At 71.5% G+C, this 24,365-nt stretch carries 24 protein-coding genes; 14 read left to right on the forward strand and 10 right to left on the reverse strand.

Features of this window, described 5'->3' with window-relative positions:
• Nucleotides 1–24: 24 nt before the first annotated feature.
• Genes ACFYYW_RS43825 through ACFYYW_RS43835 form a run of 3 tightly spaced genes read right to left on the reverse strand, consistent with a single transcriptional unit; the run spans nt 25 to nt 2,715 of the window.
• Entirely contained in the window at nt 25–1,248 is a 1,224-nt protein-coding gene (locus ACFYYW_RS43825; protein ID WP_387659136.1) for an acyltransferase family protein, read from the reverse strand.
• Between the two features lie 46 nt (nt 1,249–1,294).
• Nucleotides 1,295–2,176 carry a hypothetical protein gene (locus ACFYYW_RS43830; RefSeq protein ID WP_387659139.1) on the reverse strand — a complete coding sequence of 294 codons (882 nt, stop codon included), beginning with the start codon at nt 2,174–2,176 and terminating at the stop codon, nt 1,295–1,297.
• Nucleotides 2,173–2,715: a sigma-70 family RNA polymerase sigma factor gene (locus tag ACFYYW_RS43835; RefSeq protein ID WP_364394084.1), complete on the reverse strand. Its 543-nt coding sequence runs from the start codon at nt 2,713–2,715 to the stop codon at nt 2,173–2,175. The genes ACFYYW_RS43830 and ACFYYW_RS43835 overlap by 4 nt, the downstream gene beginning before the upstream one ends.
• Before the next feature lie 348 nt (nt 2,716–3,063).
• Between ACFYYW_RS43835 and ACFYYW_RS43840 the strand changes: the two genes are divergently transcribed.
• Nucleotides 3,064–3,909, forward strand: a complete 846-nt coding sequence (locus ACFYYW_RS43840) for a DUF4158 domain-containing protein (protein WP_387659143.1) — start codon at nt 3,064–3,066, stop codon at nt 3,907–3,909.
• 21 nt (nt 3,910–3,930) lie between these two features.
• Here ACFYYW_RS43840 and ACFYYW_RS43845 read toward each other — a convergent pair whose 3' ends face one another.
• Both ACFYYW_RS43845 and ACFYYW_RS43850 read right to left on the reverse strand, forming a co-directional pair.
• Nucleotides 3,931–4,761 (reverse strand): DUF4240 domain-containing protein, encoded by an 831-nt coding sequence (locus tag ACFYYW_RS43845; RefSeq protein ID WP_387659146.1) that lies wholly within the window; start codon nt 4,759–4,761, stop codon nt 3,931–3,933.
• A 237-nt stretch (nt 4,762–4,998) separates the two neighbouring features.
• Complete coding sequence (locus tag ACFYYW_RS43850; RefSeq protein ID WP_387659149.1) at nt 4,999–5,220, reverse strand: hypothetical protein; 222 nt, start codon at nt 5,218–5,220, stop codon at nt 4,999–5,001.
• A 129-nt stretch (nt 5,221–5,349) separates the two neighbouring features.
• On the opposite strand from ACFYYW_RS43850, the gene ACFYYW_RS43855 reads away from it, so the two are divergent.
• The 4 genes from ACFYYW_RS43855 (at nt 5,350) to ACFYYW_RS43870 (ending at nt 8,370) form a co-directional block, all read left to right on the forward strand.
• Nucleotides 5,350–6,279: an alpha/beta hydrolase gene (locus tag ACFYYW_RS43855; RefSeq protein ID WP_387659152.1), complete on the forward strand. Its 930-nt coding sequence runs from the start codon at nt 5,350–5,352 to the stop codon at nt 6,277–6,279.
• Between the two features lie 33 nt (nt 6,280–6,312).
• Entirely contained in the window at nt 6,313–6,768 is a 456-nt protein-coding gene (locus ACFYYW_RS43860; protein WP_352330606.1) for a transcriptional regulator, read from the forward strand.
• Nucleotides 6,769–6,777: 9 nt separating this feature from the next.
• On the forward strand, nt 6,778–7,590 hold the full coding sequence (locus ACFYYW_RS43865) for a class I SAM-dependent methyltransferase (protein ID WP_387659156.1): 813 nt from the start codon (nt 6,778–6,780) through the stop codon (nt 7,588–7,590).
• A 165-nt stretch (nt 7,591–7,755) separates the two neighbouring features.
• Nucleotides 7,756–8,370 carry a hypothetical protein gene (locus ACFYYW_RS43870; protein WP_387659159.1) on the forward strand — a complete coding sequence of 205 codons (615 nt, stop codon included), beginning with the start codon at nt 7,756–7,758 and terminating at the stop codon, nt 8,368–8,370.
• 545 nt (nt 8,371–8,915) lie between these two features.
• Here ACFYYW_RS43870 and ACFYYW_RS43875 read toward each other — a convergent pair.
• Both ACFYYW_RS43875 and ACFYYW_RS43880 read right to left on the reverse strand, forming a co-directional pair.
• A complete protein-coding gene (locus ACFYYW_RS43875) occupies nt 8,916–10,088 on the reverse strand; it encodes a CU044_5270 family protein (RefSeq protein ID WP_387659162.1) in 1,173 nt (390 codons plus the stop codon).
• Nucleotides 10,081–10,644: an RNA polymerase sigma factor gene (locus tag ACFYYW_RS43880; RefSeq protein WP_387659165.1), complete on the reverse strand. Its 564-nt coding sequence runs from the start codon at nt 10,642–10,644 to the stop codon at nt 10,081–10,083. Before ACFYYW_RS43880 ends, ACFYYW_RS43875 begins: the two co-directional genes overlap by 8 nt.
• Nucleotides 10,645–10,874: 230 nt before the next feature.
• On the opposite strand from ACFYYW_RS43880, the gene ACFYYW_RS43885 reads away from it, so the two are divergent.
• Nucleotides 10,875–11,117, forward strand: coding sequence for a recombinase family protein (locus ACFYYW_RS43885; protein WP_387659168.1), 243 nt, complete (start codon nt 10,875–10,877; stop codon nt 11,115–11,117).
• Nucleotides 11,118–11,362: 245 nt separating this feature from the next.
• Here the strand turns inward: ACFYYW_RS43885 and ACFYYW_RS43890 are convergent, their stop codons facing one another.
• Both ACFYYW_RS43890 and ACFYYW_RS43895 read right to left on the reverse strand, forming a co-directional pair.
• Entirely contained in the window at nt 11,363–12,256 is an 894-nt protein-coding gene (locus ACFYYW_RS43890) for a hypothetical protein (protein WP_387659171.1), read from the reverse strand.
• Nucleotides 12,253–12,618, reverse strand: coding sequence for a hypothetical protein (locus tag ACFYYW_RS43895; protein WP_352330362.1), 366 nt, complete (start codon nt 12,616–12,618; stop codon nt 12,253–12,255). Before ACFYYW_RS43895 ends, ACFYYW_RS43890 begins: the two co-directional genes overlap by 4 nt.
• A gap of 142 nt (nt 12,619–12,760) precedes the next feature.
• Here ACFYYW_RS43895 and ACFYYW_RS43900 point away from each other — a divergent pair, with 142 nt between their 5' ends.
• The 8 genes from ACFYYW_RS43900 (at nt 12,761) to ACFYYW_RS43935 (ending at nt 23,790) form a co-directional block, all read left to right on the forward strand.
• Complete coding sequence (locus ACFYYW_RS43900) at nt 12,761–16,618, forward strand: CHAT domain-containing protein (protein ID WP_387659173.1); 3,858 nt, start codon at nt 12,761–12,763, stop codon at nt 16,616–16,618.
• A gap of 14 nt (nt 16,619–16,632) precedes the next feature.
• A complete protein-coding gene (locus ACFYYW_RS43905; RefSeq protein ID WP_387659176.1) occupies nt 16,633–19,533 on the forward strand; it encodes an AAA family ATPase in 2,901 nt (966 codons plus the stop codon).
• A gap of 86 nt (nt 19,534–19,619) precedes the next feature.
• Nucleotides 19,620–19,823 carry a cold-shock protein gene (locus ACFYYW_RS43910; protein ID WP_387659178.1) on the forward strand — a complete coding sequence of 68 codons (204 nt, stop codon included), beginning with the start codon at nt 19,620–19,622 and terminating at the stop codon, nt 19,821–19,823.
• A 99-nt stretch (nt 19,824–19,922) separates the two neighbouring features.
• Complete coding sequence (locus ACFYYW_RS43915) at nt 19,923–20,555, forward strand: LuxR C-terminal-related transcriptional regulator (RefSeq protein WP_387659180.1); 633 nt, start codon at nt 19,923–19,925, stop codon at nt 20,553–20,555.
• Entirely contained in the window at nt 20,545–21,672 is a 1,128-nt protein-coding gene (locus ACFYYW_RS43920) for a sensor histidine kinase (RefSeq protein ID WP_387659182.1), read from the forward strand. Before ACFYYW_RS43915 ends, ACFYYW_RS43920 begins: the two co-directional genes overlap by 11 nt.
• Nucleotides 21,673–21,840: 168 nt before the next feature.
• Nucleotides 21,841–22,299 (forward strand): SRPBCC family protein, encoded by a 459-nt coding sequence (locus ACFYYW_RS43925; protein WP_387659185.1) that lies wholly within the window; start codon nt 21,841–21,843, stop codon nt 22,297–22,299.
• Nucleotides 22,300–22,369: 70 nt separating this feature from the next.
• A complete protein-coding gene (locus tag ACFYYW_RS43930; RefSeq protein WP_387659187.1) occupies nt 22,370–22,915 on the forward strand; it encodes a hypothetical protein in 546 nt (181 codons plus the stop codon).
• Entirely contained in the window at nt 22,912–23,790 is an 879-nt protein-coding gene (locus ACFYYW_RS43935) for a hypothetical protein (RefSeq protein WP_387659190.1), read from the forward strand. The genes ACFYYW_RS43930 and ACFYYW_RS43935 overlap by 4 nt, the downstream gene beginning before the upstream one ends.
• Nucleotides 23,791–23,839: 49 nt before the next feature.
• Here the strand turns inward: ACFYYW_RS43935 and ACFYYW_RS43940 are convergent, their stop codons facing one another.
• The gene (locus ACFYYW_RS43940; protein ID WP_387659193.1) at nt 23,840–24,340 is read right to left on the reverse strand and encodes a nucleoside deaminase; all 501 of its coding nucleotides are present in this window, start codon (nt 24,338–24,340) and stop codon (nt 23,840–23,842) included.
• Nucleotides 24,341–24,365 lie beyond the last annotated feature (25 nt).

Consider the following 24,365-nt stretch of genomic DNA (forward strand, 5'->3'; position numbering starts at 1 on the left):
GCCCCGCCGGACGGCGCAGCGGACTCACCCGCCGGGCGCCCGCGCCGGGCTGGGCGCCGCCCGAGGGGATCCGGACCGGCTGATCAGGCGCCGTCCCAACCGCTGCGCCGGTGACTCCACCCACCTCCAGGTCAGCGCGCACAGCCCGAGCAGCGCCGCGTACACCGCCACCAGCAGCGCCAGGCGCGCCGCCACCGGCACGGCCGGCGGGTCCGGCAGGAAGAACTCCACGCTCTCCAGCAGCAGCGGATGCATGAGGTAGATCGAGTAGGACACCAGCCCCAGCCAGGTCAGCCACGACGGCATCGGACGGCGGCGCAGCGCCGTCGCGGCGGCGAACGTCAGCCAGGCCGCCGCGGTCGCCACCTGGGTTCCCGGCTCGGCGCGCGCGAGCCATAACCCCGCCACCGGTACCAGCGCCACGGACGCGAGGTGCCGGTGGCCGAATTCGCCGGTCTCGACCCGGTACAGCGCGGTGCCGGCGAACATGGTCGCCAGGATGAACAGCCCCTGCCACGGGCCGGGATAACTCTGGTTGACCGCCAGCAGCAGGAGGACCGTGGCCGCGACGGCCACAGCGCCCGCCTGCCGCGTCCGCCTGCCGCCGGACAGCACCGCGGCCAGCCCGGCCCCCAGCACGGCGCTCACGACGACCACGACGGTGAGCATGCGCCCCGCCCCGCCGGCCGACAGGAGCGTCACCGGCAGCAGCCCGGCGCCGAGCACCGCGGCCGCCGCGAACGTGAGCGCGGCTGCGGTGCTGCGCCGGTGCACGCGCAGGGTGAACATCGCCGTCAGCAGCAGGTAGAAGGCCATCTCGTACGACAACGTCCACAGCACGTTGACCAGGTTCGGGACGTACAGCAGGTTCTGCAGCATGCCGGCGTGCGCCAGGGCCAGCGCCACCGTCCGGGTGCCCCACCAGACGTGCAGGTCGTCCCAGCCGGCCGCCACGAGCAGCAGCATGCCGGCCACGCACACCATGAAGAGCGGCCACAGCCGGAAGATTCGCGAGATCCAAAAGGCCCGCAGGCTGCCTCGCCGCTCCAGCGACGCCGGCACGATGTAGCCGCTGACCAGGAAGAACACCAGCACGCCGTACCAGCCGGGATCGAAGACGGCCTTGACCGGCAGCCGCGCCTCCGGCCACAGCGGCTTGAGCGCGTGCTCGAAGACCACCACCATCGCGGCCAGCCCGCGCAGCGCGTCCAGCCAGGCCAGACGCCGGGCGGCCCGGGGACCGTTCAACGCCACCCCCACCTGACCTCCAGCGCGTCCCGGCCCGGCGCGCCGCTCAGTCGTACCACCGGGGCTGCGGGTACGGGCTGGGGGCGGGACCCGCGTCCGCGCCGGGGATCACGTACAGGTCGACGGTGTCGGAGCTGTGCAAGCGGGTGGACGCCACGATCCAGTCGTCCTTGACCCGCCCGGTGGGGACGGCCTCGTCGAACCATGACATGCTCCCGTCGTCCTTTTCCGCGTATTTCCAGAACAGCCGGTAACCGGCCTTCAGGCCGCGCCGCCCCAGCTCGGCCCGTACGTCGACGACCGTCCTGCCGTGGCTGGTGTAGCCGGGCAGGGCCTCGTCGCCCTCCGGGTCGACCGGGCCGTCATCGGCGTACGGCTCGCCGGGCCTGGCGGGACGGCCGATGCCGAACACCACCCGCCCGGGGAAGTCGGCCGGCATCCAGACCTTCCCGCAGAACGCCGACGAACACGGCGTGATCCCCTGGGTGCCGATGCTGCCGTGCCACTTGAAGCCGTCCGGGACGACGGGGCCGATCAGCTTGCCCACCTCGGACGGCGCCACCGGGATCACCTTGACCGTGACGTTCAGCCCGACCGCCCGGAACGCCTCCTCGAAGCGGCGGCGGTCGGCCGTGGGGTCGGTGATGGTCACGCTGAAGTACGGGCCGGCGTTCTCGATGGAGACCGCGGCGTTGGCGTAGCTGGTCACCGGGCCGCCGACCACGCTGGTGCCGACGGCGACGGCCGCCGCCGCGGCCACGGTCGCGAGCCCCAGCACCAGCCGTCGGCGGCGGCGGCGGGGCGTGGTCACGACGGCGGGCTCGCGCTCCTCCGACATGATCGCGTGCATGAGCTGCTGAGTCTCCGGCGCGGACGCCTCTCCTCTGAGGTCCTGGTCATCGACGCGGGCGAGATCGGCGAGGTTCACAACGGGCTCCCTTCGAGGGCGACGGCGCGAGGGTGGTCGAAGCCGGCCTTGGCCAGATCCCGGGCGAAACGCCTGCGGGCGCGGTAGAGCCTGATCCGTACCGCGTTGCGGGAGATGCCGAGGACGCGGGCGATCTGCCCGTGGTCCAGCGCCTCCCAGGCGACCAAGGAGAGCAGCTCCCGGTCGTCGTCGGACAGACCGCGGAAGACCTTTCCCATCTGGGACATCTCGTCCTCCGGGGAGCGGGCCAGCGCGGGGAAGGCGGCGAGCCGCTCACGCAGGGCCGCCGTGCGCTGCTCGTGGCGCTCCTCGCCGCGCCGGTGGTTGGCGAGCACCCGCCGCGCCACGCCGTACAGCCACAGCCGCGCCTCGTCCCCCTCGGGCAGTTCCTCGATGCGACGCCACGCCGTGGTGAACGTCTCGGCCACCACGTCGGCCGCGTCCTCGGGGTGCGGGCAGCGCCGCAGGACGTACCCGAGTATGGGTTCGTAGGCGGATTCGTAGATCTCCACGAACCGGCTACGGGGATCGGCTCCCATCCGGTCTCCTTACCTGGATCATCTGTCACTTAAGTCCATGTCCAGGACTTTGGGGGCATTTCCCCGGGGGATCTCGCGGGCCGGGACATTTGGCTTGTCGGCACGACCTCGGGGCGAGAGTGCTCGGCCGCTTCGGCCGGCACATGGCGATGATTCGCCAACGGCTCGGTCGCAAGCGGCTCGTCCACGGCTCCAAGGCCCGCAGCCCCCTCGGATGGAGGACCCGCGATCCGGCAGGCGACGGTCCCGCGTTCGCGCACACCCGCGCGGCGGAGCAGAGCTTCACCGACAGGCGGCGCTCAGGATGGCCGAAGTTTCGAGCATGCGGGCGGTTCCCGCGTCACGTGGGTGAACTGCCCAAGGTCGCGGATGGATTACGTGGCCGGCCAGGTGAAGGTCGAGCCGGTGTTGCCGGCGGAGTACGACTGGTCGGGCCGATCAATGGAGCGGCACCGAGTCCAGGTGCGGGACTCGCTGGGGATTCGGGAGTCGACCCGAGCGGATGAGGACGTGCTCGCCGCGTGGCTGGCGGACAAGATCTGCCCGATGGTGTGCACGGACCAGGGACTGCGAGCTGCGCCGCTGAGGCGGTGCCGAACGTTGAAGATCGAGCCGCGGGGGCGGGTGGACCGGATCGTGGGCGCGGGCCGGGCTCGGTTCGAGTGGGAGTTCTGCCTGCATGTGCTGAACGGGTTGCCGGCGCATTCGGCGGGACGGCTGGGACTGGAGGCACTGCTGGAGGAGATCGTCCAGCTACGGCGGGCCAAAGCGTTGGTACTGTCGGGCGATCTGTTCGGCGGGTACTCCGACCGGCTGGTGGCCTCCTGGCGGGCGCGGGCGATGGCCTCGCACCCGTCGGACTTCGCGGCGAACCAGCCGCCGGTCCGGTTGACGTTGGTGACCCCGTTGGCGTGGTCGCGGACGACAGAGATCACCGACGCCCTGGTCGATCTGTTCATCGGCCTGCTGTCGAAGATCAACACGCGCGCGCGGACTCGGCGGCGCTCAGCCGCAACCACAGTTGCGCGGTCACTTCCCGCTCGCGTTCAGTGGGAAGTCGCCCACACCCGCCCCGCTGAGGTATCCGAACGGGCGCTCGGCGCCGCAAACACCGGTCCTGCACCGCGTGGACGCCTGACCGGCGCGCTGGCCGGCGCGGCGGCCTGGACGGTGCGCATGAACCCGCTCCGCTGAGGAGTGCACCCACCGGACCGGCTACACCGGCCCGTAGGAGCGATGGCGTCGCTCTCGAGTGCGGCGTCCTGCTGAACCGTTGGGCTGGAAGGACCAGGCGCGAGTCCGTTCCTCTCCCCATGCCGGACCGTAGGGCCAAGGGGTGTGACGCGTGCGGGCGGAGCTCGGCTCGTCGTGTTCCCGGGGCTCTTCGGTGATCCCGTAGTGGCGGGCCAGGCGGGGAAGCCGGCGTGTGTACTCGGCCCTGTCGTTGAAGTCCCATGCCTCGTCCTCCGGCTCCGCAAGGAAGCTCAGGAAGGGAAAGGCGCTGGTGATTCCGCGCGCCTGGACGGCTTCGGCCGGGTGGGCCGTGTCCTGCCCGATGACCCGCTCATACGCGTGGCAGGCCGCGTAGGCGAACGACTCGAACTCTGGCCAATTCTCATCCGGCCAGCGCTGACGCCGGACCCGTGTCAGCCGTACGAGGTGGACGGCGCCGTCCTTGGACGCCGAGGTCCGCTCGTGGGAGAAATTCCGCGACAGTTCGAAGAGCCGCTGCACCTCGGGAAGTTCAACAAGACGGTCGGGACACTCGGTGACCTTGCCGAAGGCGTCACGGCCGAGGCTGATCAGCCAGTCCACGAAGTACTCGAAGCCGTCGGAGGATCCAAAGCCCGTAATGGTCCAGCAGGCCGCGTACATGTCCCAGGTGCAGGCGCGGTTGGCGCAGAGCGTGAACCATGCCTCGTAGTCCACGATTTCCTCAGCGGACAGGCGGGACAGATGCTCCTCCAGCCAGCTCACCCTCTCCTGCCTGGTAGCGGTCTCCTGAGCGGAGCGTTCAACCAGGTCCCAGAAGCCGTCAATGTCCATGGGGTCTGATCATGGCAGCCGACGCAAGTCCTGCCCAGTGCTCCCGATTCTCGGTGCGGTTCGCCACCGTCGACGAGCGCGTGGCCGACAGGGACCAGAGGCCGCCGAAATGGACCGGTTCCTCCTGTGGTCGGCCCGCTCGCGGTGGGCGAGCTGCTGCCGAACGACACGCTCACCCGCTGCCGGCGCACACGTCTGTGCCGGTATCGCTGGAAGATGCAGGCAGCGCCACGGTGGTCACCTGTGCACGCCGTCAGGCCGCCCGGCCCGGCCCCACTTGTAGGAGTTGCGAGCGAAGATCTCCCGGCGGCGCAGCATCCGGTGGAACTGCTCCAGCACGCAGGAGGTGTACACCTTCCAGTCGACCATTCCGATCTCGGCGTGCGAGGCCGCCAGCACTAGGCGTCGCCACGACCCATCCAGCAGGTCGGTGTCGATCTCGTTCGGGGCGACCTTCAACGGCCGGATGCCGCCATACGCCGGCGTGAGTGGCAGGAGCCACCTCTTCCCCGCGCAACCTTCCGGATTGACATTGCTAGCTATTTCAGTCATGTTTGAAATAACTAGCCAATGGATGCGGAGCAAGCCATGGAACACGTGACCTTCAACAGCGTCGGCACCCGCTGCGCGGGTGATCTCTACCTGCCCGAGACGAGCGACCCGGTCCCCGGGCTGGTGCTCGGGCACAGCGGGGTGATGGTCAAAGAGGCGCTGGCGTTCTTCGCGCCGTACTTCGTGAAGGCCGGCTTCGCGGTGCTGGCCATCGACTACCGCACGGTCGGCTCCAGCGAAGGCGAGCCGCGCGGCCTGGACTACCCGGAGCGGCAGGTGGAGGACTTCCGCAGCGCCGTGTCCTACCTGCAGACCCGCCCCGAGGTGCAGCCGGAGCGGATCGGGGTGTGGGGGGTGAGCATCGGCGGCTCGGTGGCGGCCCAAGCCGCCGTGCTCGATCGGCGCATCAAGTGCGTCGTCGTGCAGAGTCCCAGCGTGTGGGACGGATGGCGGTACATGGAACGCCTCCTGGGCCGTGCCGGTGTCCACGCGCTGCGCGACCAACTGCAGCAGGACTGGCAACGGCGCTACGAAGGCGGGCAGAGCGCTCGCGTGCCGCACCTGACGCTGGAGGGCGACAGCGTGAAGGACACCCCGGACATGTCGACCCGCCTGTTTCCCACCTACCGCAACGAGAAGACCCTCGACTCAGCCGAGCACCTGCTCACCTTCGCCCCGGAGAACCTCATCCACCGGCTCGCGCCGACGCCGCTGCTGATGATCGCCAACGGCGGCTGGGACCCGTACCACATGCTCGAGGAGGCGCAGAGCGCCTTCGCCAAGGCGGGCGAGCCCAAGCGGCTCGCGGTGCTGCCCTACGACGTGCTCGGGCTCTACACCGGCCCGGGCCTGGAAGAGGCGATGGCGCTCGCGATCGACTGGTTCGACCTCTACCTGCGCAGGACGCGGCTCGCGGACATCACCCCGACACCCACCTACGAGTCGGTGGCCGCCATGACACAGTGAACCGGCACACGATCACCAAGGAAGGACGCGACGATGACCGCTGGGGAACAGCAGGACAGGCTGCTTCGATGGGTGGAGCGGGTGGCCGCCTTCTGCGTCGAGGAGTGGGGGCTGCCGCCCATCACCGGACGCATCCTCGGCTGGCTCATGATCTGCGATCCGGCCGAGCAGTCCGCCGGCCAGATCGCGGACGCGATCCAGGCCAGCCGGGCCTCACTCACCTCGAACATGCGCTTCCTCACGGCCATCGACCTGGTCAAGAAGGTGAGAAGGCCCGGCGATCGCGTCTCCTACTACCGCATCGAAGACGACGCCTGGCAGAAGGTCATCCAGCGCAAGCTCGACAGCCTGAGCGCGTTCGGCGAGATCGCCGACGAAGGGCTCGACATCGCGGGCGGCGAGGGACACCGCACCGAGCGCATCAAAGCCGCCCACGACTCCCTGACGTGGCTGCAGAACCTCGCGGCCCGTCATCCGCTACGCCGTTAAGGAACCCCCATGCACCGCTGGCAACCCAAGCTCGGGCTGATCCAGGAAACGCTGCTGCTCACTCTCCACGCCAGAGCCCTGGACGCAGGACTGCCCAGCCCCATCCTCGGCGACACGCTCTCCGCCGAACTGGCCCGCAGGATCGATTACGACTTCGGCAAGCTGAAGGTCAAGCCCAGCCTCGTCCTCACCACGGCACTGCGCGCCAAGAAGCTCGACGACGTCGTCCGCGCCTACGTCGCCGCTCATCCCGGATGCGTGGTGCTCGACCTGGGTTGCGGCCTGGACACCAGGATGTCCCGTTGTGATCCCCCGCCCGGCGTCGACTGGTACGACATCGACTTCCCCGAAGTGATCGACCTGCGATCGGAATGCCTGCCCGGCCGCTCCCATCTGGTCGGAGCCGACCTCATCGGCTCCGACTGGCTCACAGCCATCCCCGGTGACCGGCCGGCGATGATCGTCGCCGAGGGGCTGCTCCCCTTCATGCCCGGCGACTCCTTCCAAAGGATGACCCGCGCGCTGACCGGCCATTTCCCTTCGGGGGAGCTCGCGCTCAACGGCTACACCCGTTTCGCCGCCTGGGCCATGAAGTACCACCCGACCATCAAGGCACTCGGCATCAAGGCCGCCCAGGGCTTCGACGACCCGCACGAACCCGAGTCGTGGGAGGCCGGCCTCGAACTGGTCGAGGAGCAGATCCTCACCCGCGCGCCGGAAGTGGCCCTGTTCCCGCAACCGCTGCGCGCGCTGACCCGGCTCACCGCCGGCAGCACGGCCCTGTCCCGCCAAGGGGCGCGCATTCTCCGCTACCGGTTCTGAGTGCGTGCGGGCGGCGGCGGCGGCAAGCGGCGTTCCTCCAGCTTGTGGACGTGGCCAAGGGGCCGGTGGCGAGCCATGCCCCAGCCGGCAGGGCACGGCTCGGATGGACCTGCTGGTCACCCAGCACGCTCACCAACCCTTCTGAGCCGTGACTAGGGTGCTGTGGTGAGCACATCCCGATCCTCCTGGCGCAACACCACCCATGACTGGGCGGCCGACGTCGACCTCGGCCACCTCGCCGACATCCGGGGGAACCCGGCCGAGTTCGCCCCTGGCGGCGTCCGGCACCTGATCCTCGAAGTCCTCGCCTACCCGGCTGACGAGGCGGCGAGCATGGGCGCCGGACGCTGCACCGTCACCCTTCACCCCGACGGCTCGGTGTCCGTGGCCGACGAAGGGCGAGGCACCGACACTCGTCTCGATGAGCAGAGGCGGCCGGTGAAGAAGCCCGTCATGGCGTCCAAGGACCTGCGTTTCTTCGACGACCCCGGCGCGGAGACTCTCCCTGACGGGCATCCGCGCCGCGGCATGTCCGTCGTCGCCGCGCTCAGCGAGTGGCTCATCCACACCAACCGCCGCCTGAACGGGTCCTGGACCCAGCGGTACGAGCACGGCGTGCCCGTCACCGGCCTGGAGCCCATCGCCGGCGACGGCGCCACAGGGACGACTGTGCACTTTCTGCCCGGCGTGCATCTGCCCCCACTTGCCGACGACCTGGGCCGCTTCGCGAATGCCTGGCCTGGCCTGGTCATGACCGTCGACGACCGCCGTGGTGGCTGACTGATTCTGATCGGCCGTCCCGAAGACGTCCTGCGACTGCGTCCAGTCCACCACGCGGATATTCAACATCATGAGTGGCGGCTCGGCGAGGTCGAAGGCATCGACCTCACCCTCACCTTCCTGAGTCAGACGCGGGACCAGACCCGTCAACTCGCCAGAGTCGCCCCGATCCACCTCGGCATGCCCGCACCCGGCTCTCCCCCGCCAGGAGCGGAGGGTTCCCGGACTTTCCCGACAGGTCCACGCGCGTACGCGAGGGGAGTTCGGGACTTTCCGGCCCGGCTTACGCGCGGGCGCGCGCGAGGCCGGAGACGTTTGTGACCTGCAACGCAGCTTGACCGGGAGTCTGCAACATTATTTGGCCGCATCTCACCCGTAGCGACGGGGCTGGGACCTGATACATCGGAACCGGGTCGTGCGTTAAGCCCCTTGTCCGCGCGAGTCTCCGGAGAAACGCTTGCGCGCTGACAAGCTGGACGCAATTCCGTCGCCCGCAGGCGCTGACAGAAAGGAAGGTGGTGAGCGTGCGTGCCCGGGGCGGCCCGTCACGGGAGCGGACGGTGGCTGAGCCGGCAGCCGCGTGGCCGCTCGGGGCGTTCGCTGGTCCAGCCCGCCTCAGGTGCCCATGCCTGATAGTCCATGAACGTCCCCTTGGCGAGCCCCTCCGTGCTCTCGGCCGCGATCGCGACGTCTACCGCCAAGACGGTGCCGGTCCGCGGGTCGAGGATGGTGGTGTACCGCTGCGCCACCTCGTCATCGGTACCGAATCCGGCGGTGAAGCCCTCGCTCTTGATGAAGGTGACCTCGATTCCCGTCCGTCCCAGAGGGTCGGTGATCGAGCCGCGCACCTTGGTCGTCGGCAGTCCGGCGAGCAGACGCAGGGTGGCCGCCCTGACCGAGGGCTTGACCGGGAGCTCCAGAAGGTGGGAGGAGGTGGAGAGGAATTCTTCGAAGCTCTCCTTGGGCCGGCTGGCCTTTCGGGTCTTCCAGTAGGTCCGCAGTTTCTCCCGGAGTTGCTCGGCGTCGCCGGGCAGCGCCGCGAGGTCGGCCAGCGTGAGTTCACCGAGCCGTCTGTCACCGAGCACGCCGCCCGGCTCGGCCGCGCGCGTGTAAACACACTGTGACGGCTTGGACCGCAGCTGGACTTTCGCGCAATCGCCTGCCATGCCGCCCGGCGTGCACACGCGCTGGACCGTGACCGGAGAACCCGCCGCTCGCCACGCACGCTCGTCGGCCTCGGTGGCGGGACGGACGAACTGCTGCCGCTGCTCCGCCTGAACGGGGTCGCCGGGGTCGCGCGGTTGCCAGAGGTCGATCCGTGACGAGGACAGGACGTTGAACGTCTCGCCGCCCGCCCGGACCCTTATCAGCCCATTGTTGAGCAGCGGCCTGCGCCAGTAGTCGCCGCGTTCGTCCGGCAGTTTCGCGACCCGGTCCGCCAGCTGGAGCAGGGCATCGTTGCCGGCCGGGGGCGCGAGCACCGTTGGGGGAACAGCGGTCATGTTCGACACCAGCGTGACGACGGCCATGACGACGGCGATCGTTGTCGCGGCCGCTCCCAGGGTCCATCCCCACGTGAGGCCCCGCCGATTCGCTCGACCTGGCCGTACCGGCTCGCGCTGGGCGGCGGCAAGCCGGAGGCGGGCCTTCTCGACCACCTCCGCCGAGGGCGGCGGAGCGTCAGGCAGCGCTCTCGCCAGGAGTCTCAGCTCATCCATGGATCTCCTCCAGAGGGTTGACGTCGCCGAGTGCCTTGCGGAGTTGCTTGCGAGCGCGGTTGAGCCGGGAGGCCACCGTCCCCGCTGGGACCCCCAGGGCGGCGGCGACCTCGGCGTGGCTGAGGTCGCCCAGCACGCTCAGCAGCACGACGTCGCGGTCCCCGCGATTGAGCCCGGCCAGCGCCCCCGCCAGCTTGCCGGTCAGCTGGCCCGCGGCCACGCGGGCCAGGGCTGCGTCCTCGGGACTGTGCTCGGAACTGTGCCCGGCACGCTCAGCCGTCCGGCTGAGCGCCTTCCATCTACGGATCTCGGTACGGCGGTGCCGTGCGATGAGGTGGGTGGCGATGCCGTACAGCCACGGACGCACCCCGCCGCGCGAGGCGTCATAGCCACCCCGATAAGCCGCCAGGAACACCTCGGCGGCCAGGTCGTCAGCGACGTCGTCGGACAACCGCCTGACGATGTAGCGGTGGATCTCGGAGAAGTGCGCATTGAAGATCTGCTCGAAGTCCACCCGTAGATCGGGTGGGTCGGCCAGGTCAGGTGGAACGGCCATGCAGGCGTCTCCGCTGGGTCAAGTGAACGATGGTCGCCCTTTCTTGCCCGAAGTGCCTTGCTGCTTTCACGGACGGTCGCTGAGCCTGTCGCCCATGTCCGCCCGAGGCTGTCCAGATCCGTTCAGTCACCGCCTGTTCGCCCGCGATGCTCTCGTCATCGGAACCAACTGTCCACCCGTCGCCGGCCGGGCGTCACCCTGGGTGACAGGGCTCTGCCGGTCTCGAATCCATGCTTTCGAGACGCGACCCGGGCGCACCCCCGGCCGGGGCCACGATGATCCGCGACGGCCTGGAGGACCTGCTGCGCCGCGTCCCGCCGAACGCCGGTCACCGGATCACCGTCGTCACCCTGGACCGGCTCGGGCGCAACATGCGCGAGTACCTCAACCTGGCCCACGAACCGACCGAGCGCGGGCCGGAGACAGCCGCCCGGCTGATGCTCTGCAACGTCTGGGAACCCGCCTCAACTTAGAAGCCATCATCATGCCCGACGCGGGGCACCATCCATGGCTGGACGCACCGGACCAGTTCGGTGTGGCTCTTCGCGCCGCAGTGGCGAGGCAGACCCGAGTCCAAGCCTCCGCTGGGGCGACCGAGCGCGCGCGTGGCCGTACGGCCGGACCGCTGCTGTCGATCAACCCGGCGTCCCACGGGAACCTGCCGTTCTTCCCAGCGCGCGGATGCGGGCCCGAGCGCCGGCTGCCGGGCAGGCCGGTCTCAGGCGCCCTTGCGGAGGAGTTCGGTGATGGTGAAGCCGACGCGCTGGGACACCTGGCCGTCGGCGAGCGGCACGTTGAGCGCCTTGGCCAGCTCCGCCCCGTACAGGTCCGCGGTGGCCTCGCACACCTGGGCCAGCGTGGCCGTCGCCGACCTGCCCCTGTGGTGGCCGACCGCGATCGTCACCGCGCCGGCCAGCGCCGCCGGCCACCACAGGGTGACCGCCGCGACAGCCAGGTACAGCATGCCCCAGGCGGCCGTGGTGGCGGCGCCGGTCAGGGCGGCGCGGGCGTCGCCGATCGTGGTGCGGGCGTGGTCGGGGACGACCAGCCACAGGCGCGGCCAGGCGGCGTCGAGGTCGATGCCGTACCGGTTGCGCACGCGGACGGCGACGGCGTCGAGCTGGTCGCCCATCCAGGTGGGCCGGAACGGGCGGGCCAGCGCGATGGCGTTACGGCGCGCGGCCAGCTCGCCCCGGCGGCGTTCGAAGTCCGCGGTGCTCTCGCCCTCGGCCACCGTCGCCGACTCGTAGGCGCGGTGGGCGTCGTCCCAGCGCCGTCTGCGGCGTTCGACCAGGGGGCGGGCCAGCGGGCGCGGCCCCCGCGCGAACCAGCAGCGCACGACCGGCCCCGCCAGCGCGTTCGCGGCCAGCCCCGCCCCGAACGCGCCGAGCAGGAGGGCGACCAGCAGCAGCGCCTGCGCGACGGGCTGGCCGTCCAGGGCCTTGGTCTGGGCGGTGGCCCGGGCGGCCAGGAACGGGACGTCCCACGGGCGCCGGTGGCCGAGGACGGCGGCGACCCAGAGCACGCCCTCGAACAGCGCGCCGGGCAGGACGAGCACGGTCAGCCAGCGCTCGGCGAGCTTCTGCCCGAGGCTCGACAGGAACCCCGTCATCCCGGCGCGTATCTCAGCGGCAGCTCGTAGACGTCGCACGCCGGTATCGCGCCGCCGGGCTCGGGCCGCGCCTCGCGCCGGCAGCGGCCCAGCGGGCAGCGGTACCCGCCGGGCGGCGGCGGCAGGTCGCCGGCCGACGGCAGGGCGGGGACGACCGGCTTGCCGCGGGCCAGGACGTCGAGGCCGAGCATGCGGCTCAGGTCGTCGACGACCTCCCGGGGACGGCGCTCGCCGCCGCGCAGGGCGCGCCTGGCCTCGTCGAGCTCGGCCGACCACCCCTCCGCCCCGGCCATGCGGACCAGTCGGGGAAGGCTCTCGCACAGGGCCGCGAGCGCGCGGCCGTCGTCCGGCGGATCTGCCATGGCTCGGTGTCTACCACCCGCCCGGCGACGCGGGCAAGACGGACGGACGGTAACACCCACGTCGCGCAAAGCGAAGCGCAGGAGAGCGCTCCGATGCGCTCATACGCGATGCGACGAGGACGGCCCCGGCGGGAGGACACCGATGCTCCGACGAAGCCGAGCCGTCCGAGCCGCCCGGCACGCGGTGTGGGTCATCCGCGAGCACCCGTCGAGCCAGGACCTGGAGCAGCTCGACCAGGCGCTCGCGACGCTCAGGGACGCCCTCGACCGGCTGCCCGACGACCATCCCGAACGGGCGGAGTGGCTGTCGGCGCTCGGCGACGGGCTGTCGATGCGGTTCGACCACAGAGGACGGATCGAGGACATCGACGACTCACTCACCGCCCACCGCGATGTCGTGCGGCTGGCCGGCGGCGGCGACGCCGGGGCGGTGGCCCGGCTGAGCCGCGCCGCGGCGCTGCTGAACACCTACGACCTGCACCGCCCGGACCACGGCATGGCGGCGGAGAACCGCAAGGTGCTGGAGGAGGCGGTCGCGCTGCTGCGCGAGCTGCGCGACGGCCCGGAGCTGGATCCCGAGCTGCGCGACTCGGCGATGGCCAACCTGGTCCTGGCGCTGGAGAGGCAGGCCGAGCTCGACCCGGAGCGGCTCAGGCAGTACCAGGACGAGACCCACACGATCCTGAGCCGGCTGGTGGCCGAGACCGACCCCGGCCACACCTACTACCTGTCGCGGGTGGTCAAGCTGGCCATGCTGCTCGCGCGGCGACCGGACCTGCCCGGCCGCGACCGGCGCCTGCGCGACCTGCTGGAGATCGTGCGGCGGCGTTTCCCCACGGCTTCGGAGCTGGAGCGGCGCAGCATCAGGGCGGGGCTCGGCTGGCTGCTCGACCACGGCATCGAGGTCTCGGAGCAGACCTTCACGGCGGACCGGCTCATCCCCCACATCCGCGAGCAGCTGACGCTGCTGCCGCCCGAGCACGCCCTGCGGACCGCCCACCTGGTCGAGATCGCCTACCAAGCCTCGATCATCGCGATGATGTCGGGCCGGCTCACGCTGCTCGACGAGGTCATCGCGGCCATGAGGGCGACCCTGGCCGGCCTGCCCGCCGGGCACCCCGCGCACGGCGAGCTGCTGTCCGCGCTGGGCACCGCGATGGGACGCAGGATGCAGGCGACGGGGTCCGCCGCCGACCTCCAGGCGACCCAGGACCTGCTCCTGGCGGGCGTCGAGCGCCTGCCCGAGGGCGACCCGGAGCGCGGCCTGCACCTGGCCAACCTCGCCAACACGTACTTGATCGCCTATCGGATCACCGGGCGCGAGGAGCACTTGGCGGAGTGCCTGCGGCTGTGCCGGGAGGGGGTGGCGGCGACGCCGCCCGACCACGCCAACCGCGGCATGGCCCTGACCGGCCTGGGCAGCGCCCTGCACGCCGCCTTCGAACGCGGGCACCGCGAGCAGGACATCGACGCCGCCGTCAGGGCGCATTCCGAGGCGGTGCGGGCCACCCCCGACCATCACTACGACGCCGCGCTCTACCGGGCCAACCTGGGCGGCTCCCTGCTCGCCCGGTTCGAGGACCTCGGGGTGGAGAAGGACCTGGACGACGCGATCGAGGCGCTGCGCGAGTGCGTGCGGCTGACCCCGCCCGAGCACTCCCTGCGCGGCTCCTACCTGTCGAACCTCGGCAGCGCCCTGTTCCGCCGCTACGTCCAGTACGACGACACGGCGGCGCTGGAGGAGGCTCGGCTGATCCTGCGCGAGTCCGTCGCCTCGGTGCCGAAGGACACGCCGGACAGCGGTCTGGCCAGCCGGAACCTGGCCAACGCGCTCATGGTCCACGACCAGGCGGCGGCGTCCGGTGACGCGGTGGAGCTGCTCCGCGCCGCCCTGGCCAGGCTCGGCCGGACGCACGTGAGCCGGGCGGGCATGATGGCCAGCCTGGGGATGGCGTTGGTCGCGCGGGCCGAGGCGTCGCTGGTGACGGACGAGGAGCGGAGGGTCGCCCGCCTGCTGCTGCGGCTGAAGGGCGACGAGAGCCCGGCGCCGGCCGACGCCGACGCGCTGGCGCGGATGGTCCACGAGCTGCGGGACGGCCCCCGGCCGGCCCACGTGGCCGACGATCTCGACGAGGCCGCCGACATGCTGCGCGACGCGGTTGCCGCCGGGCCCGTCACGCACGCCGAGTATCCCCTGTGGCTGTCGATGCTCGGCCTCTGCCTGTCGATGAGGGCCAGGGCCACCGGCGAGCCGGCCCCGTACGCGGAGACGGTGCGCCTGCTGCGCGAGACGCTGGACCTGATCTCCCCCGGGCAGCCGCTGAGGGCCAGCGTGCTCAACCAGCTGGCCCTGCTGCTCGACCGGTGGGCCGACGACGAGCCGGCCGACGCGCGGCGCCTGCGCGCGGAGGCGATCGAGGCGTTGCGCGAGAGCGCGGCCGTCGAGGCGGCCCCGGCGACCACGCGCGCGGGCGCGGCCCGGTTCTGGGGGCGTCTCGCCGCGGGCCAAGGGGATTTCGCGCTGGCCGTCCAGGGTTTCGCGATCATGGTCCGGCTGCTGGAGGCGTTGGCCTGGCGCGGCCTGAACCGCGGGGACCAGGAGCGGCTGCTGGCGGAGTTCCAGGGGGCGGCGAGCGACGCGGCCGCCTGCGCGCTGGAGACCGGCGACGCCCGCCTGGCCGTCGAGCTGCTGGAGCAGGGCCGGGGCGTCCTGCTGGCGCAGGCGCTCGACGCCCGGGCCGACCGGGACCGGCTGGCCCGGGAGCTGCCCGAACTGGCCGGCCGCCTCGCCGAGGTGTACGCCGAGCTCGACGTCCGCTCCGCCGACATGGACCGCCGGCACCTCGCGGCCCGGCGGCACGCCGCGCTGGTGGCGGAGGTCCGCCGGCAGCCGGGGTTCGCGGACTTCCAGCGGTCGATGGACTTCGGGCGGCTGGCGGCGGCCGCCTCGGACGGGCCCGTGGTCGTGGTCAACGTCAGCACCTACCGCTGCGACGCGCTCGTCGTCGAGGCCGGGGAGGTGACCGTCGTGCCGCTGCCCCGCCTGACGGCGGAGGCGGCCGAGGCCCAGGTGACCGGCCTCACCGAGGCGATCGACACGCTCGGCGGGGCGGCGGTGGAGTTCGAGGAGCGGCTGACCGCCCGGCAGACCGTCCAGGACACCCTGCACTGGACCTGGGAGGCCGTCACCGGGCCGGTGCTCGACCGGCTGCCCGGCGCGCGGCGGGTGTGGTGGTGCCCGACCGGGCCGGCGGTCTTCCTGCCGCTGCACGCCTCCGGCGACCACCGCACCCGGCACGACGCCCGGCCGAGCACGGTGATGGACCGCGTGGTGTCCTCCTACACGCCGACCGTGCGCGCGCTGGCCCACATCCGCGCGCTGCCGCCGCCCGTGTCGCGGCCCGACGGCCGGCCGCTGGTCGTGTCCATGCCGGTGACGCCGGGCGCGGCCGACCTGCCGGGCGCGGCCCGCGAGGAGGAGATCTTCCTCGGCCGCTTCCCCGGCGCCCGCCTGCTGCGCGGCGCGAGCGCCACCCGCGAGGCCGTGCTCACCGTGCTGCAGGCCAGCCCCTGGGCGCATTTCGCCTGCCACGGCGCGCAGGACACGGCCAGCCCGTTCCACGCCTGGCTGGTGCTCCAGGACGGGCCGTTGACGGTTCGCGACCTGGCCGCGCTCGACCTGTCCGAGCACGCGCGGCTGGCGTTCCTGTCCGGCTGCGACACCTCGCGCGGCGACGAGCGGCTCTCCGACGAGGCGATCACGCTGTCGTCGGCCGTTCACCTGGCCGGGTTCCGCCACGTGATCGGCGCGCAGTGGCAGCTGGAGGACAGCACGGCGCCCGACGTCGCGGACCGCGTCTACCGGCGGCTGGGCGACGGGCAGGGCGGCCTGGACCCGTCCGGCACGGCAGGGGCGCTCCACGAGGCCGTGCTGGAGCTGCGCGAGCGGATGCCGTACGCGCCGCTCGTCTGGGCGTTGTTCACTCATACCGGACCCTGAGCGGGGAGGCCCCTGTGAAGTTCCTGCGGTCGTTGGCGGTGCCCGCTCTCGCGTTCGCGTTCTACCTGCTGTTCAGCGGCGAATGGCGCAACCTGGGGACGTGGGTCGGCACGGCGGTCACCTGGCTCCTCGGCGTGCCGTGGGCGCTGGTGCTGGCGGTGAGCCTTCCGCTGATCTTCGTCGGGCTGGCGATCAGGATGCTGGCCGGCGGCCTGCAACAACTCGCCGCCAACCAGCCCAAACAGGGGCAGACCCTCGGCCGGCCGGCGGAGAAGCCGGACGAGCGCTTCGACCGGCTGGGCGGGCTCGACGAGGTGAAGGCGCAGCTCGAACCGGTCGTGGCCTGGCTGCGCAAGCCGCACGGCAAGCTGGGCGCGGACGTGCCGCGCGCGGTCCTCATCACCGGGCCGTCCGGGTGCGGCAAGACCGTGCTCGCCCGGGCCGTCGCCGGTGAGGCGAACGTCCGCCTGTACGCCTACTCGGGCGCCGAGTTCCACGAGATCCTCATCGGCATGGGCTCCAGCCGGATGCGGCAGGCCTTCCAGGAGGCGAGCGGGAGCGCCGGGAGCGGCAGCCCGGTCGTCGTCTTCATCGACCAGATCGACCTGATCGCCGTCGAGCGCAGCAGCGAGCCCAGCTCCGGCGTCGGCGGCGAGTCCGAGGCCCACCGCACGATGGCGCAGCTGATGACGGCCATGGACGACCTCGGCGCCAACGGCAGGGTCTACGTCATCGCGGCCACCAGCAGGCCCCGGGTGATCGACCGGGCGCTGTTCGCCCCCGCCCGCTTCGGCCTGCGCATCGACCTGGAGCCGCCGGACGAGGCGCAGCGCGCCGACATCCTGCGGCTGCTGCTGGCCGAGCACGACCTCACCGCGGCCGTGGACCTCAAGGCCATCGCCGCGGGGGTCGCCGGGTTCACCGGCGCCGAGCTGCGGCAGCTCGTCCAGTGGGCGGCGGCCGCCGCGGGCGCCCGCGCGTCCGCCCGGCTGACGCTGGACGACTTCATCGACGCCAAGACGCGCATCCTGCCGCGCGTGGACCTGCGCGACCCGCCCGACATCGTGCGGCACCTGGACAGCAGGATCGAGGGCCAGCGCACCGCCAAGGAGCGGCTGGCCGTCGCGGTCAGCAACCACTACCTGCGACTGACGATGGCCAACCGGTTCGAGGCGCCGCCGGTGGCCATCCGCAAGGCGAACGTGATGATGCTCGGCCCGACGGGCACCGGCAAGACGATGCTGGTCGAGACCATCGCCCGCCTGCTCGACGTGCCGTTCGTCATCACCAACGCGACCGTGCTGAGCAGCACCGGCTACGGCGGGACGACGGTGGAGAAGATGCTCTACCGGCTGCTGATCGCCAGCTCCTTCAACCTGCGCCGGGCGGAGTACGGCATCGTCTGCGTCGACGAGTTCGACAAGCTCGCCCTCGGGCACGGCGAGCGCAGCCGAGCCTCCAGCGGGGCCGTGCAGCAGGAGCTGCTCAAGCTCGTCGAGGGGTCGGTGGTGGACGTCCCCAAGGGCGGCTCGGAGCTGTCGGCCAATCTCGACTTCTACCAGTTCGACACCAAGAACGTGCTCTTCGTGTGCCTGGGCGCCTTCAACGGACTCGCCGAGCACGTGGCCCGCAGGCTCAGTCTGCCCGAGAACGCCCTGGGCGACCGGGCCGCGCTCATGGACCACATCCTGCCCGAGGACGTCATCGAGTACGGCTTCCTGCCCGAGCTGGTCGGCCGCTTCCCGGTGATCACCGCGACGCTCCCCCTCGGCCACGCCGAGCTCGTCAGGATCCTGCAGAACGAGCACAACGGCCTCACCCACGAGTACGCCGGACTGCTGGCCCTCCAGGGCAGGAACGGCACGGTCTTCACCCAGGACGGCGTCGAGCGCGTCGCCGAGGAGGCGCTGCTGCGCGGCGTCGGGGCGCGCGGGCTGCGCGGCGTCCTGGAGAACGCGCTGGCCGCCACGATGTTCGAGCGGCCCGAGCCCGGCGCGCCGCCGCTGATCGTCGACGCGGCGCTGGTGGGCAGGGGGCTGAACGCCGCCGCCCTGGCCTCCCCGTCCGCCGGCGGCCGCCCGCTGACGCCGCACCAGGTGGCGAGGAAGCTCGGCGACCTGCTGCCGGGGGCCGCCCGCGCCAGGGAGACCCTGGCGGTGGTCAGCAGCAGGCACTACGGCTCCCCCGGCGGCGACGCCGCCCGCCAGTGCGTGGTCCTGGTCGACCCGCGCACCGGCCAGCGCACCGCCCTGGTCAGGGCGCTGGCCGAGGTCTGGGACGTCCCGTGGGCGGTGCTGGACGGCTCCGCGCTGACCGCGGGCGACGCGGAGGCGGTCAACGAGGGCGGCGGGCAGCCGTGGTGGGTGACGGAGATCGTCGAGGAGCTGGTCTCCCGCTCCTCAGGCCGGCCGGCGGCGATCCACCGGGGCGTCGTGCTGGTGGACGCCGTCGACGTCCTGCTCGCCGGGCGCTCGGGGCGGGCGCTGACGGGCGTGATCAGGCCCCTCGTCGAGGGCCGTCCGCTGCCCGGCGGCTTCCCCACCGACCGGCTGATGGTGGTGCTCGCGGGCACCTTCCCGCCGCCCGGACAGGACGACGGCCGCGCCGACGCCGCCGAGGTGGCCGAGGAGGTCAGGGCGCACTACCCGATGCCCGCCTGGCTCGCCGACCGCGCGGTGCTCGCGGTCACCGACCTGACGCACGACCATGAGGGGCTGCTCGACTTCATCCGCCGCCAGGACCACGAGATCCGCCGCAAGTACCAGCCCATCCTCGACTCGCGGCACCAGGTCGTCCCGGTGAGCGCCGAACTGCACGAGAACCTGGCCCGCCGCGCCCAGCAGGAGGGCTGGCGGCTGGCCGACATCCCCGCCCACCTGGAAAGCGCCCTGCTCCGCAACCTCGGCGAACCGTAGCCCGCCCGAACGCCCCTGAGCCGCTTCGAAATCCGGTGGCCGTTCCGGAGACGGACAGCGAGAATACGATCACGACTAGAGGCACGGTGAAGTTCTTTCACACTGAAAAGGGGTGGGGAGCGATCTCCTCCCCCGACCTTCCGGCAGATCGTGATGCGTTTGTGCACTTCAGCGATATCGCGGCGAGTGGGTATCGCGTTCTGGAGGCAGGTGACGAGGTCGAGTTCGACGTCGTCAAGCGGTCGCAGGACAGCTTCGACTACGTGGCCGAGAACGTCCGCAAGCTGTAGCGGCTGTCGCGCCCGCTTCTTGTCCCCTCTTGTCCCTCCAAATGGGGACTTGCCGTGAGATCATCTCCTGGATCAGGGTGGCATATGCAGGAGCGGGACATGATCACGATCGGTGTCATCGACGATCACGATCTCATCCGACACGGGCTTGAGCACGTCCTGGCGCAGTCGGAGGATTTCGCAGTCGTGCTCAGCGGGCGCGATCTGACGTCCATCGGCACCCAGCCGGAACTCGACGTGCTGGTGCTCGACCTTTACCTGGCGGGCGACGAGCCGTGCGTGCCCGCCATCGCCGAACTGTCGCAGCTGTACAACATCCTGGTGATATCGGCCTCGGCCCGGCCCGCCGATCTGGTGGCCGCCGTCCGAGCCGGGGCACGGGGTTACGTCACCAAGAGCGAGCCTGCCGAGCTCCTGTCCAGCGCCATCCGGGTCGTGGCGGCCCGCGGCTTCTACCTGTCGGCCGAACTGGCCGACATCCTGCACGCGAGGATGTCGACGCTGACCGCGCCCGCCCCGGCCGTGCCGCTGGCGCCGCGCGAGGATGAGGTGCTCACCCACATCGCGCAAGGCTTCACCTACGACCAGATCGCTCGTCGGATGGGCATCAAGAAGTCCACGGTCGACACCCACGTCGAGCGCATCAGGCGCAAGCTCCAGGTGGGCAACAAGGCCCAGCTGATCGCCGCCGCCCTGGAGCGGATCGCGGAGCGGGGCATGAGTGGCCGGTGAGGCCGGCGCCCGTACCGAGGCCGTGCTGGCCTGGACGGTGATCCTCTTCCGCGTCGGAGCCCTGGCCGAGGTGGTCGCGCTCAACTACGTGGGTGACAGCGGGTGGCGGAGGCACATTCCCGGCTTCGGCGCCGCGCTGGCGGTGCTCGGGCTGACGAGCACCGTGGTGGTCATGGTGTGCCGGCTTCGCCGCCGGCCTCCGGCCGGGCGGCTCGTCGCGGCTGACGCCGTGCTGACCGCCGGGGTCGGGGTGGGGATGACGGTGGTCGCCGGCGCCGCACCGCAGGGGTCGGGTCCGGATTTCCTGCTGCCGTACATGTTGCTGGTGGCCATCGGCATCGGCGTGTGCGTGCGCACGTTGCCCGGTGCGCTGGCCGCCACCGCGCCGCTGGCCGTGGCCTATCTCTACATGCAGGCCGCCGGCGGCTTCTTCTGGCTGGGCGCGCTGCCGCACACGATCGGCTTCTGGGTCAACGCAGGCATCGCCTGGTTCGTCACCTCGCTGCTGCGCAGGAACGCCGCCGAACTGGACGAGGCGCGGGGACAGGTGGCCAGGCTGGCCGCCGAACAGGAACGCGCGAGGAACGGCCGAATCCTGCATGACCGGGTCCTGCAGACCTTGGAGGCTCTGGTCCGCGACGGCTGGGTGAACGATGAGCAGGTCAAGCGGCACGTGGCCGCAGAGGCCAGGTGGCTGCGCCGCTACGTGCGGGGCGAGCACGACAGCGCCGGCAACAACCTCGTCACCGCGTTGGAAGAGGTGGTCGAACACGCCAACCAGGCGGGGCTGAGCGTGCAGTTGCACGCCGCCGGCCTGAAGTCCGCCGGTGTGGTCCTGCCGATCGCGACGGTCGAGGCGGTGACCGGAGCCGTACGGGAGGCCCTGACGAACGTCCGCAAGCATGCCGGCACCGACCAGGCTGTCGTGCACGGGCAGGTGCGCCACAGCGACGTCGTGGTCAGCGTGCTGGACCAGGGCAACGGCTTCGAGTCGCGTGGCGCGGGGATGGGGCTGCGGGAGTCGATCGAGGCCAGGATCATCGACATCGGCGGCACGACCGCGATCGAGTCCACCCCCGGGGAGGGGACCCTGATCGAACTGCGTGTCCCCCGATGACGCCACCGCAGATGTCCAGCTTTTTCCTGACTGTTCGGATCTGATCTTCCTCCCCACACTGGCATCCATGAAGCCCGAGCGAGAAGGCGGATCCTGCCTGCTCACCCTCGTACACGACCACCTGGATGACGCGCCCCGCTTCCCTGCCTCGTTGTCTGCGGAGTCCCCGTGACCTACACCTTCGACAGCTACATCCGCGCCACACCTCAGCAGGTGTGGCAGACCTTCACCGATCCCGGGCTCAGCCCGCACGTCAACTTCGGCGCCACCATCGACTCGGACTGGGAGGTCGGCTCGCGCCTGCCGAGCCGCATCGGCGACGGCCCCGTCATGGTCGACGGCATCGTGCTGGAGGCGAGGGCGCCTCATCGGCTGGTGCGCACCTGGCAGGAGCTGTGGGATCCGGCCGCACGCGCCGAGCCGGCCTCCCGCGTCACCTACACCTTCACCGAACTGGCCCACCTGACGCACCTGCGAGTGGTTCACGACCAGCTCGATCCCGCGAGCGTGACGGCCGGCCTCACCGCACGGGCATGGCCGATGGGACTGGCCAACCTCAAGACCCTCGTCGAGACCGGCCAACCGCTCGGCCTCACCTTCGAGCTGGCCGCCGCCGTCACCTTCTGAACCGGCGCGGCGACCAGACGGTGGATCCCCCATCACCGGCACGCGTTCACGACACCACCACTGGAGAGTCATGATCATCTTGCCCCGTACCCTGGCGCTCACCGTCCCCGTCCTGCTCCTGAGGTCCATCGCCGCAGCACCCGCCGAGGCCGCCTGGCCCCGAGTCTCCTTCCTGGCGCCGAAGGTGACGGTGCTCGACTTCGGCAACGCCGCCCAGGGCTGTGCGGGCGGCAAGGACGCCCAGTACAGCACCGGCGTCGACGACAATGGCACATCGGTGAACTGGACCTACGCCAACGGCTCCCACCGCTGCCTGGAGGTGGGCTTCCAGCCCTACTTCCGCAAGGAGACGTGCGCCTACTCCTTCTACGTGCCCAAGGGCAGCCTCGCCACCGGGCAGATCAACTTCCACTTCGAGTACGGCAACGCGCGGCCCCCCAGAGGTTCCGACGTCGTCGCTCTCGACGAAGGGCCCGTCTGGTCGTGGCGCGTCGTCGCCAGGAAGGCGGAAGTGACGCGCATCTGGTTCGGTGACGACAACGGACAGCGTCACCCCGTGAAGATCGGCTGGGGCAGGTCCGCCGGGTGGAGCATCAAGCAGGAATGCCCGGCATGACGGCTCCGCCTCCCCCGACGGACGGGCGGCGCGTGGTGCCCGAGACCGTGCACGCGTGCGCGTTCCTGGCCTACCTGCTGGCCGGCGGCCTGCTCGCGGAGCTGTCGCTCGTGGATCACCTGATCGAGCTGGGGCTGCTGGCGGCCGACGACTGGGACGGCATACAGCCCGTCGTGCTGCTGTTGGCGCTGCCGATGCTCGCGGCGGCGGTGGGCGTGCACTGGGGCGTGCGTCAGGCCAGGCCGGTACTGGCCGTCGCCGCCTGGCTGCTGGCGGCGTTCCTGGTCATCGTGGCGATCGGCGTGATGGGGCTCTCCTCGGTGCCGGCGACGGTCTGGCTGTCCGTCCTGGTGAACGCCGCCGCGGCCGTCGTCGTGGCCAGGCTGCCCTACGGCCAGGACGCCGACGCGTACCTGCGGGGACGGGGCCTCAGCAGGGCCGAGGCCCGCGCCGCCGCGCGGACCCGGGGGCGGGCGCCGGGTGGCGTCGTCCTGGCGGCCGTCTGCCTGGGTGCGGCCGCTGTGGCGGGTGTCATCGCCACGGTGGACCTGGTGGTGAACGCCGGCGGATCCGCGATACCGCCGTTGGCGATAGCCGCCATGGCGGTGGCGCTGGTCAGGGGGCTGCTCAGGGGCAGGCTGTGGGCGCGCGCCTATGCGGTGACCGTGTTCGCCCTCGCCCTGGCAGGCGGGACGGTCACGGTGATCGGCCTGTGGCTGGCCTCGATCCCGCGGCATGAACTGCCGGCCTCCGCGCCACCCGACGTGGGCCCGGCGGTGCTGACGGCGCTACTGGTCATGGCCGTCGACGCCGTCCTGCTGTACGCGCTGGCCTGGAAAGACACCAGCATCGACTACTTCGCCGCCGGCTGGTGAGCGACGCCGTGCCTGGCCGAGGGACCGGCACGCCTGCTCCTGGGCCGCCCTACGCGGGGGTGGGCGCGCCCGCGACGCGGCGTTCGCCGCCGTTGCGCTCCTGCCAGAACCGGTACACCTCGACGGCGTCCGCGCGCGGCTCGTGGCGCATCGGCAGCCGGCGCTGCTGCCAGGGCTTGGCGAACTCGCCGTAGAAGGTGCCCAGCTCGAAGTACTTGCGGTCGTCCACGTAGTGGGGCTCGTAGGCGTCGCGGGTGGTGAGGAAGACGACCTCGGCCGGGGAGCAGTAGTACAGCGCGCCCAGGCACATCGGGCAGGGGTGGGCCAGCACGTAGATGGTGGCGTCGGTCAGGTGCTCGGTGCCGAGCCTGGTGCAGGCCTCGCGGATGGCGAGGATCTCCGCGTGGGCGGTCGGGTCGCCGGTCTGGGCGACCTTGTTGGCGCTCTCGGCCAGGAGCTCGCCGTCCCTGACGATGACGGTCGCGAACGGGCGGCCGCCCTCGGCGACGTTCTGGCGGGCGAGGTCGATGGTGCGCTGGACGAAGTCCATGAAGGTCCTCCGGAAGTGGCCGGGC

This window comes from Nonomuraea sp. NPDC001831 (assembly GCF_042892035.1).
In the GTDB taxonomy this organism is placed as follows: Bacteria; Actinomycetota; Actinomycetes; order Streptosporangiales; family Streptosporangiaceae; genus Nonomuraea.

Excerpts from the sequence above, each read along its gene's own strand:
- ACFYYW_RS43880 (WP_387659165.1), bottom strand. The coding sequence starts at position 10,644 with ATGGCCGTTCCACCTGACCTGGCCGACCCACCCGATCTACGGGTGGAC.
- ACFYYW_RS43865 (WP_387659156.1), top strand. The coding sequence starts at position 6,778 with ATGCACCGCTGGCAACCCAAGCTCGGGCTGATCCAGGAAACGCTGCTG.
- ACFYYW_RS43900 (WP_387659173.1), top strand. The coding sequence starts at position 12,761 with ATGCTCCGACGAAGCCGAGCCGTCCGAGCCGCCCGGCACGCGGTGTGG.
- ACFYYW_RS43935 (WP_387659190.1), top strand. The coding sequence starts at position 22,912 with ATGACGGCTCCGCCTCCCCCGACGGACGGGCGGCGCGTGGTGCCCGAG.
- ACFYYW_RS43860 (WP_352330606.1), top strand. The coding sequence starts at position 6,313 with ATGACCGCTGGGGAACAGCAGGACAGGCTGCTTCGATGGGTGGAGCGG.
- ACFYYW_RS43885 (WP_387659168.1), top strand. The coding sequence starts at position 10,875 with ATGCTTTCGAGACGCGACCCGGGCGCACCCCCGGCCGGGGCCACGATG.
- ACFYYW_RS43915 (WP_387659180.1), top strand. The coding sequence starts at position 19,923 with ATGATCACGATCGGTGTCATCGACGATCACGATCTCATCCGACACGGG.
- ACFYYW_RS43930 (WP_387659187.1), top strand. The coding sequence starts at position 22,370 with ATGATCATCTTGCCCCGTACCCTGGCGCTCACCGTCCCCGTCCTGCTC.
- ACFYYW_RS43855 (WP_387659152.1), top strand. The coding sequence starts at position 5,350 with ATGGAACACGTGACCTTCAACAGCGTCGGCACCCGCTGCGCGGGTGAT.
- ACFYYW_RS43875 (WP_387659162.1), bottom strand. The coding sequence starts at position 10,088 with ATGGATGAGCTGAGACTCCTGGCGAGAGCGCTGCCTGACGCTCCGCCG.
- ACFYYW_RS43845 (WP_387659146.1), bottom strand. The coding sequence starts at position 4,761 with ATGGACATTGACGGCTTCTGGGACCTGGTTGAACGCTCCGCTCAGGAG.
- ACFYYW_RS43890 (WP_387659171.1), bottom strand. The coding sequence starts at position 12,256 with ATGACGGGGTTCCTGTCGAGCCTCGGGCAGAAGCTCGCCGAGCGCTGG.
- ACFYYW_RS43895 (WP_352330362.1), bottom strand. The coding sequence starts at position 12,618 with ATGGCAGATCCGCCGGACGACGGCCGCGCGCTCGCGGCCCTGTGCGAG.
- ACFYYW_RS43940 (WP_387659193.1), bottom strand. The coding sequence starts at position 24,340 with ATGGACTTCGTCCAGCGCACCATCGACCTCGCCCGCCAGAACGTCGCC.
- ACFYYW_RS43835 (WP_364394084.1), bottom strand. The coding sequence starts at position 2,715 with ATGGGAGCCGATCCCCGTAGCCGGTTCGTGGAGATCTACGAATCCGCC.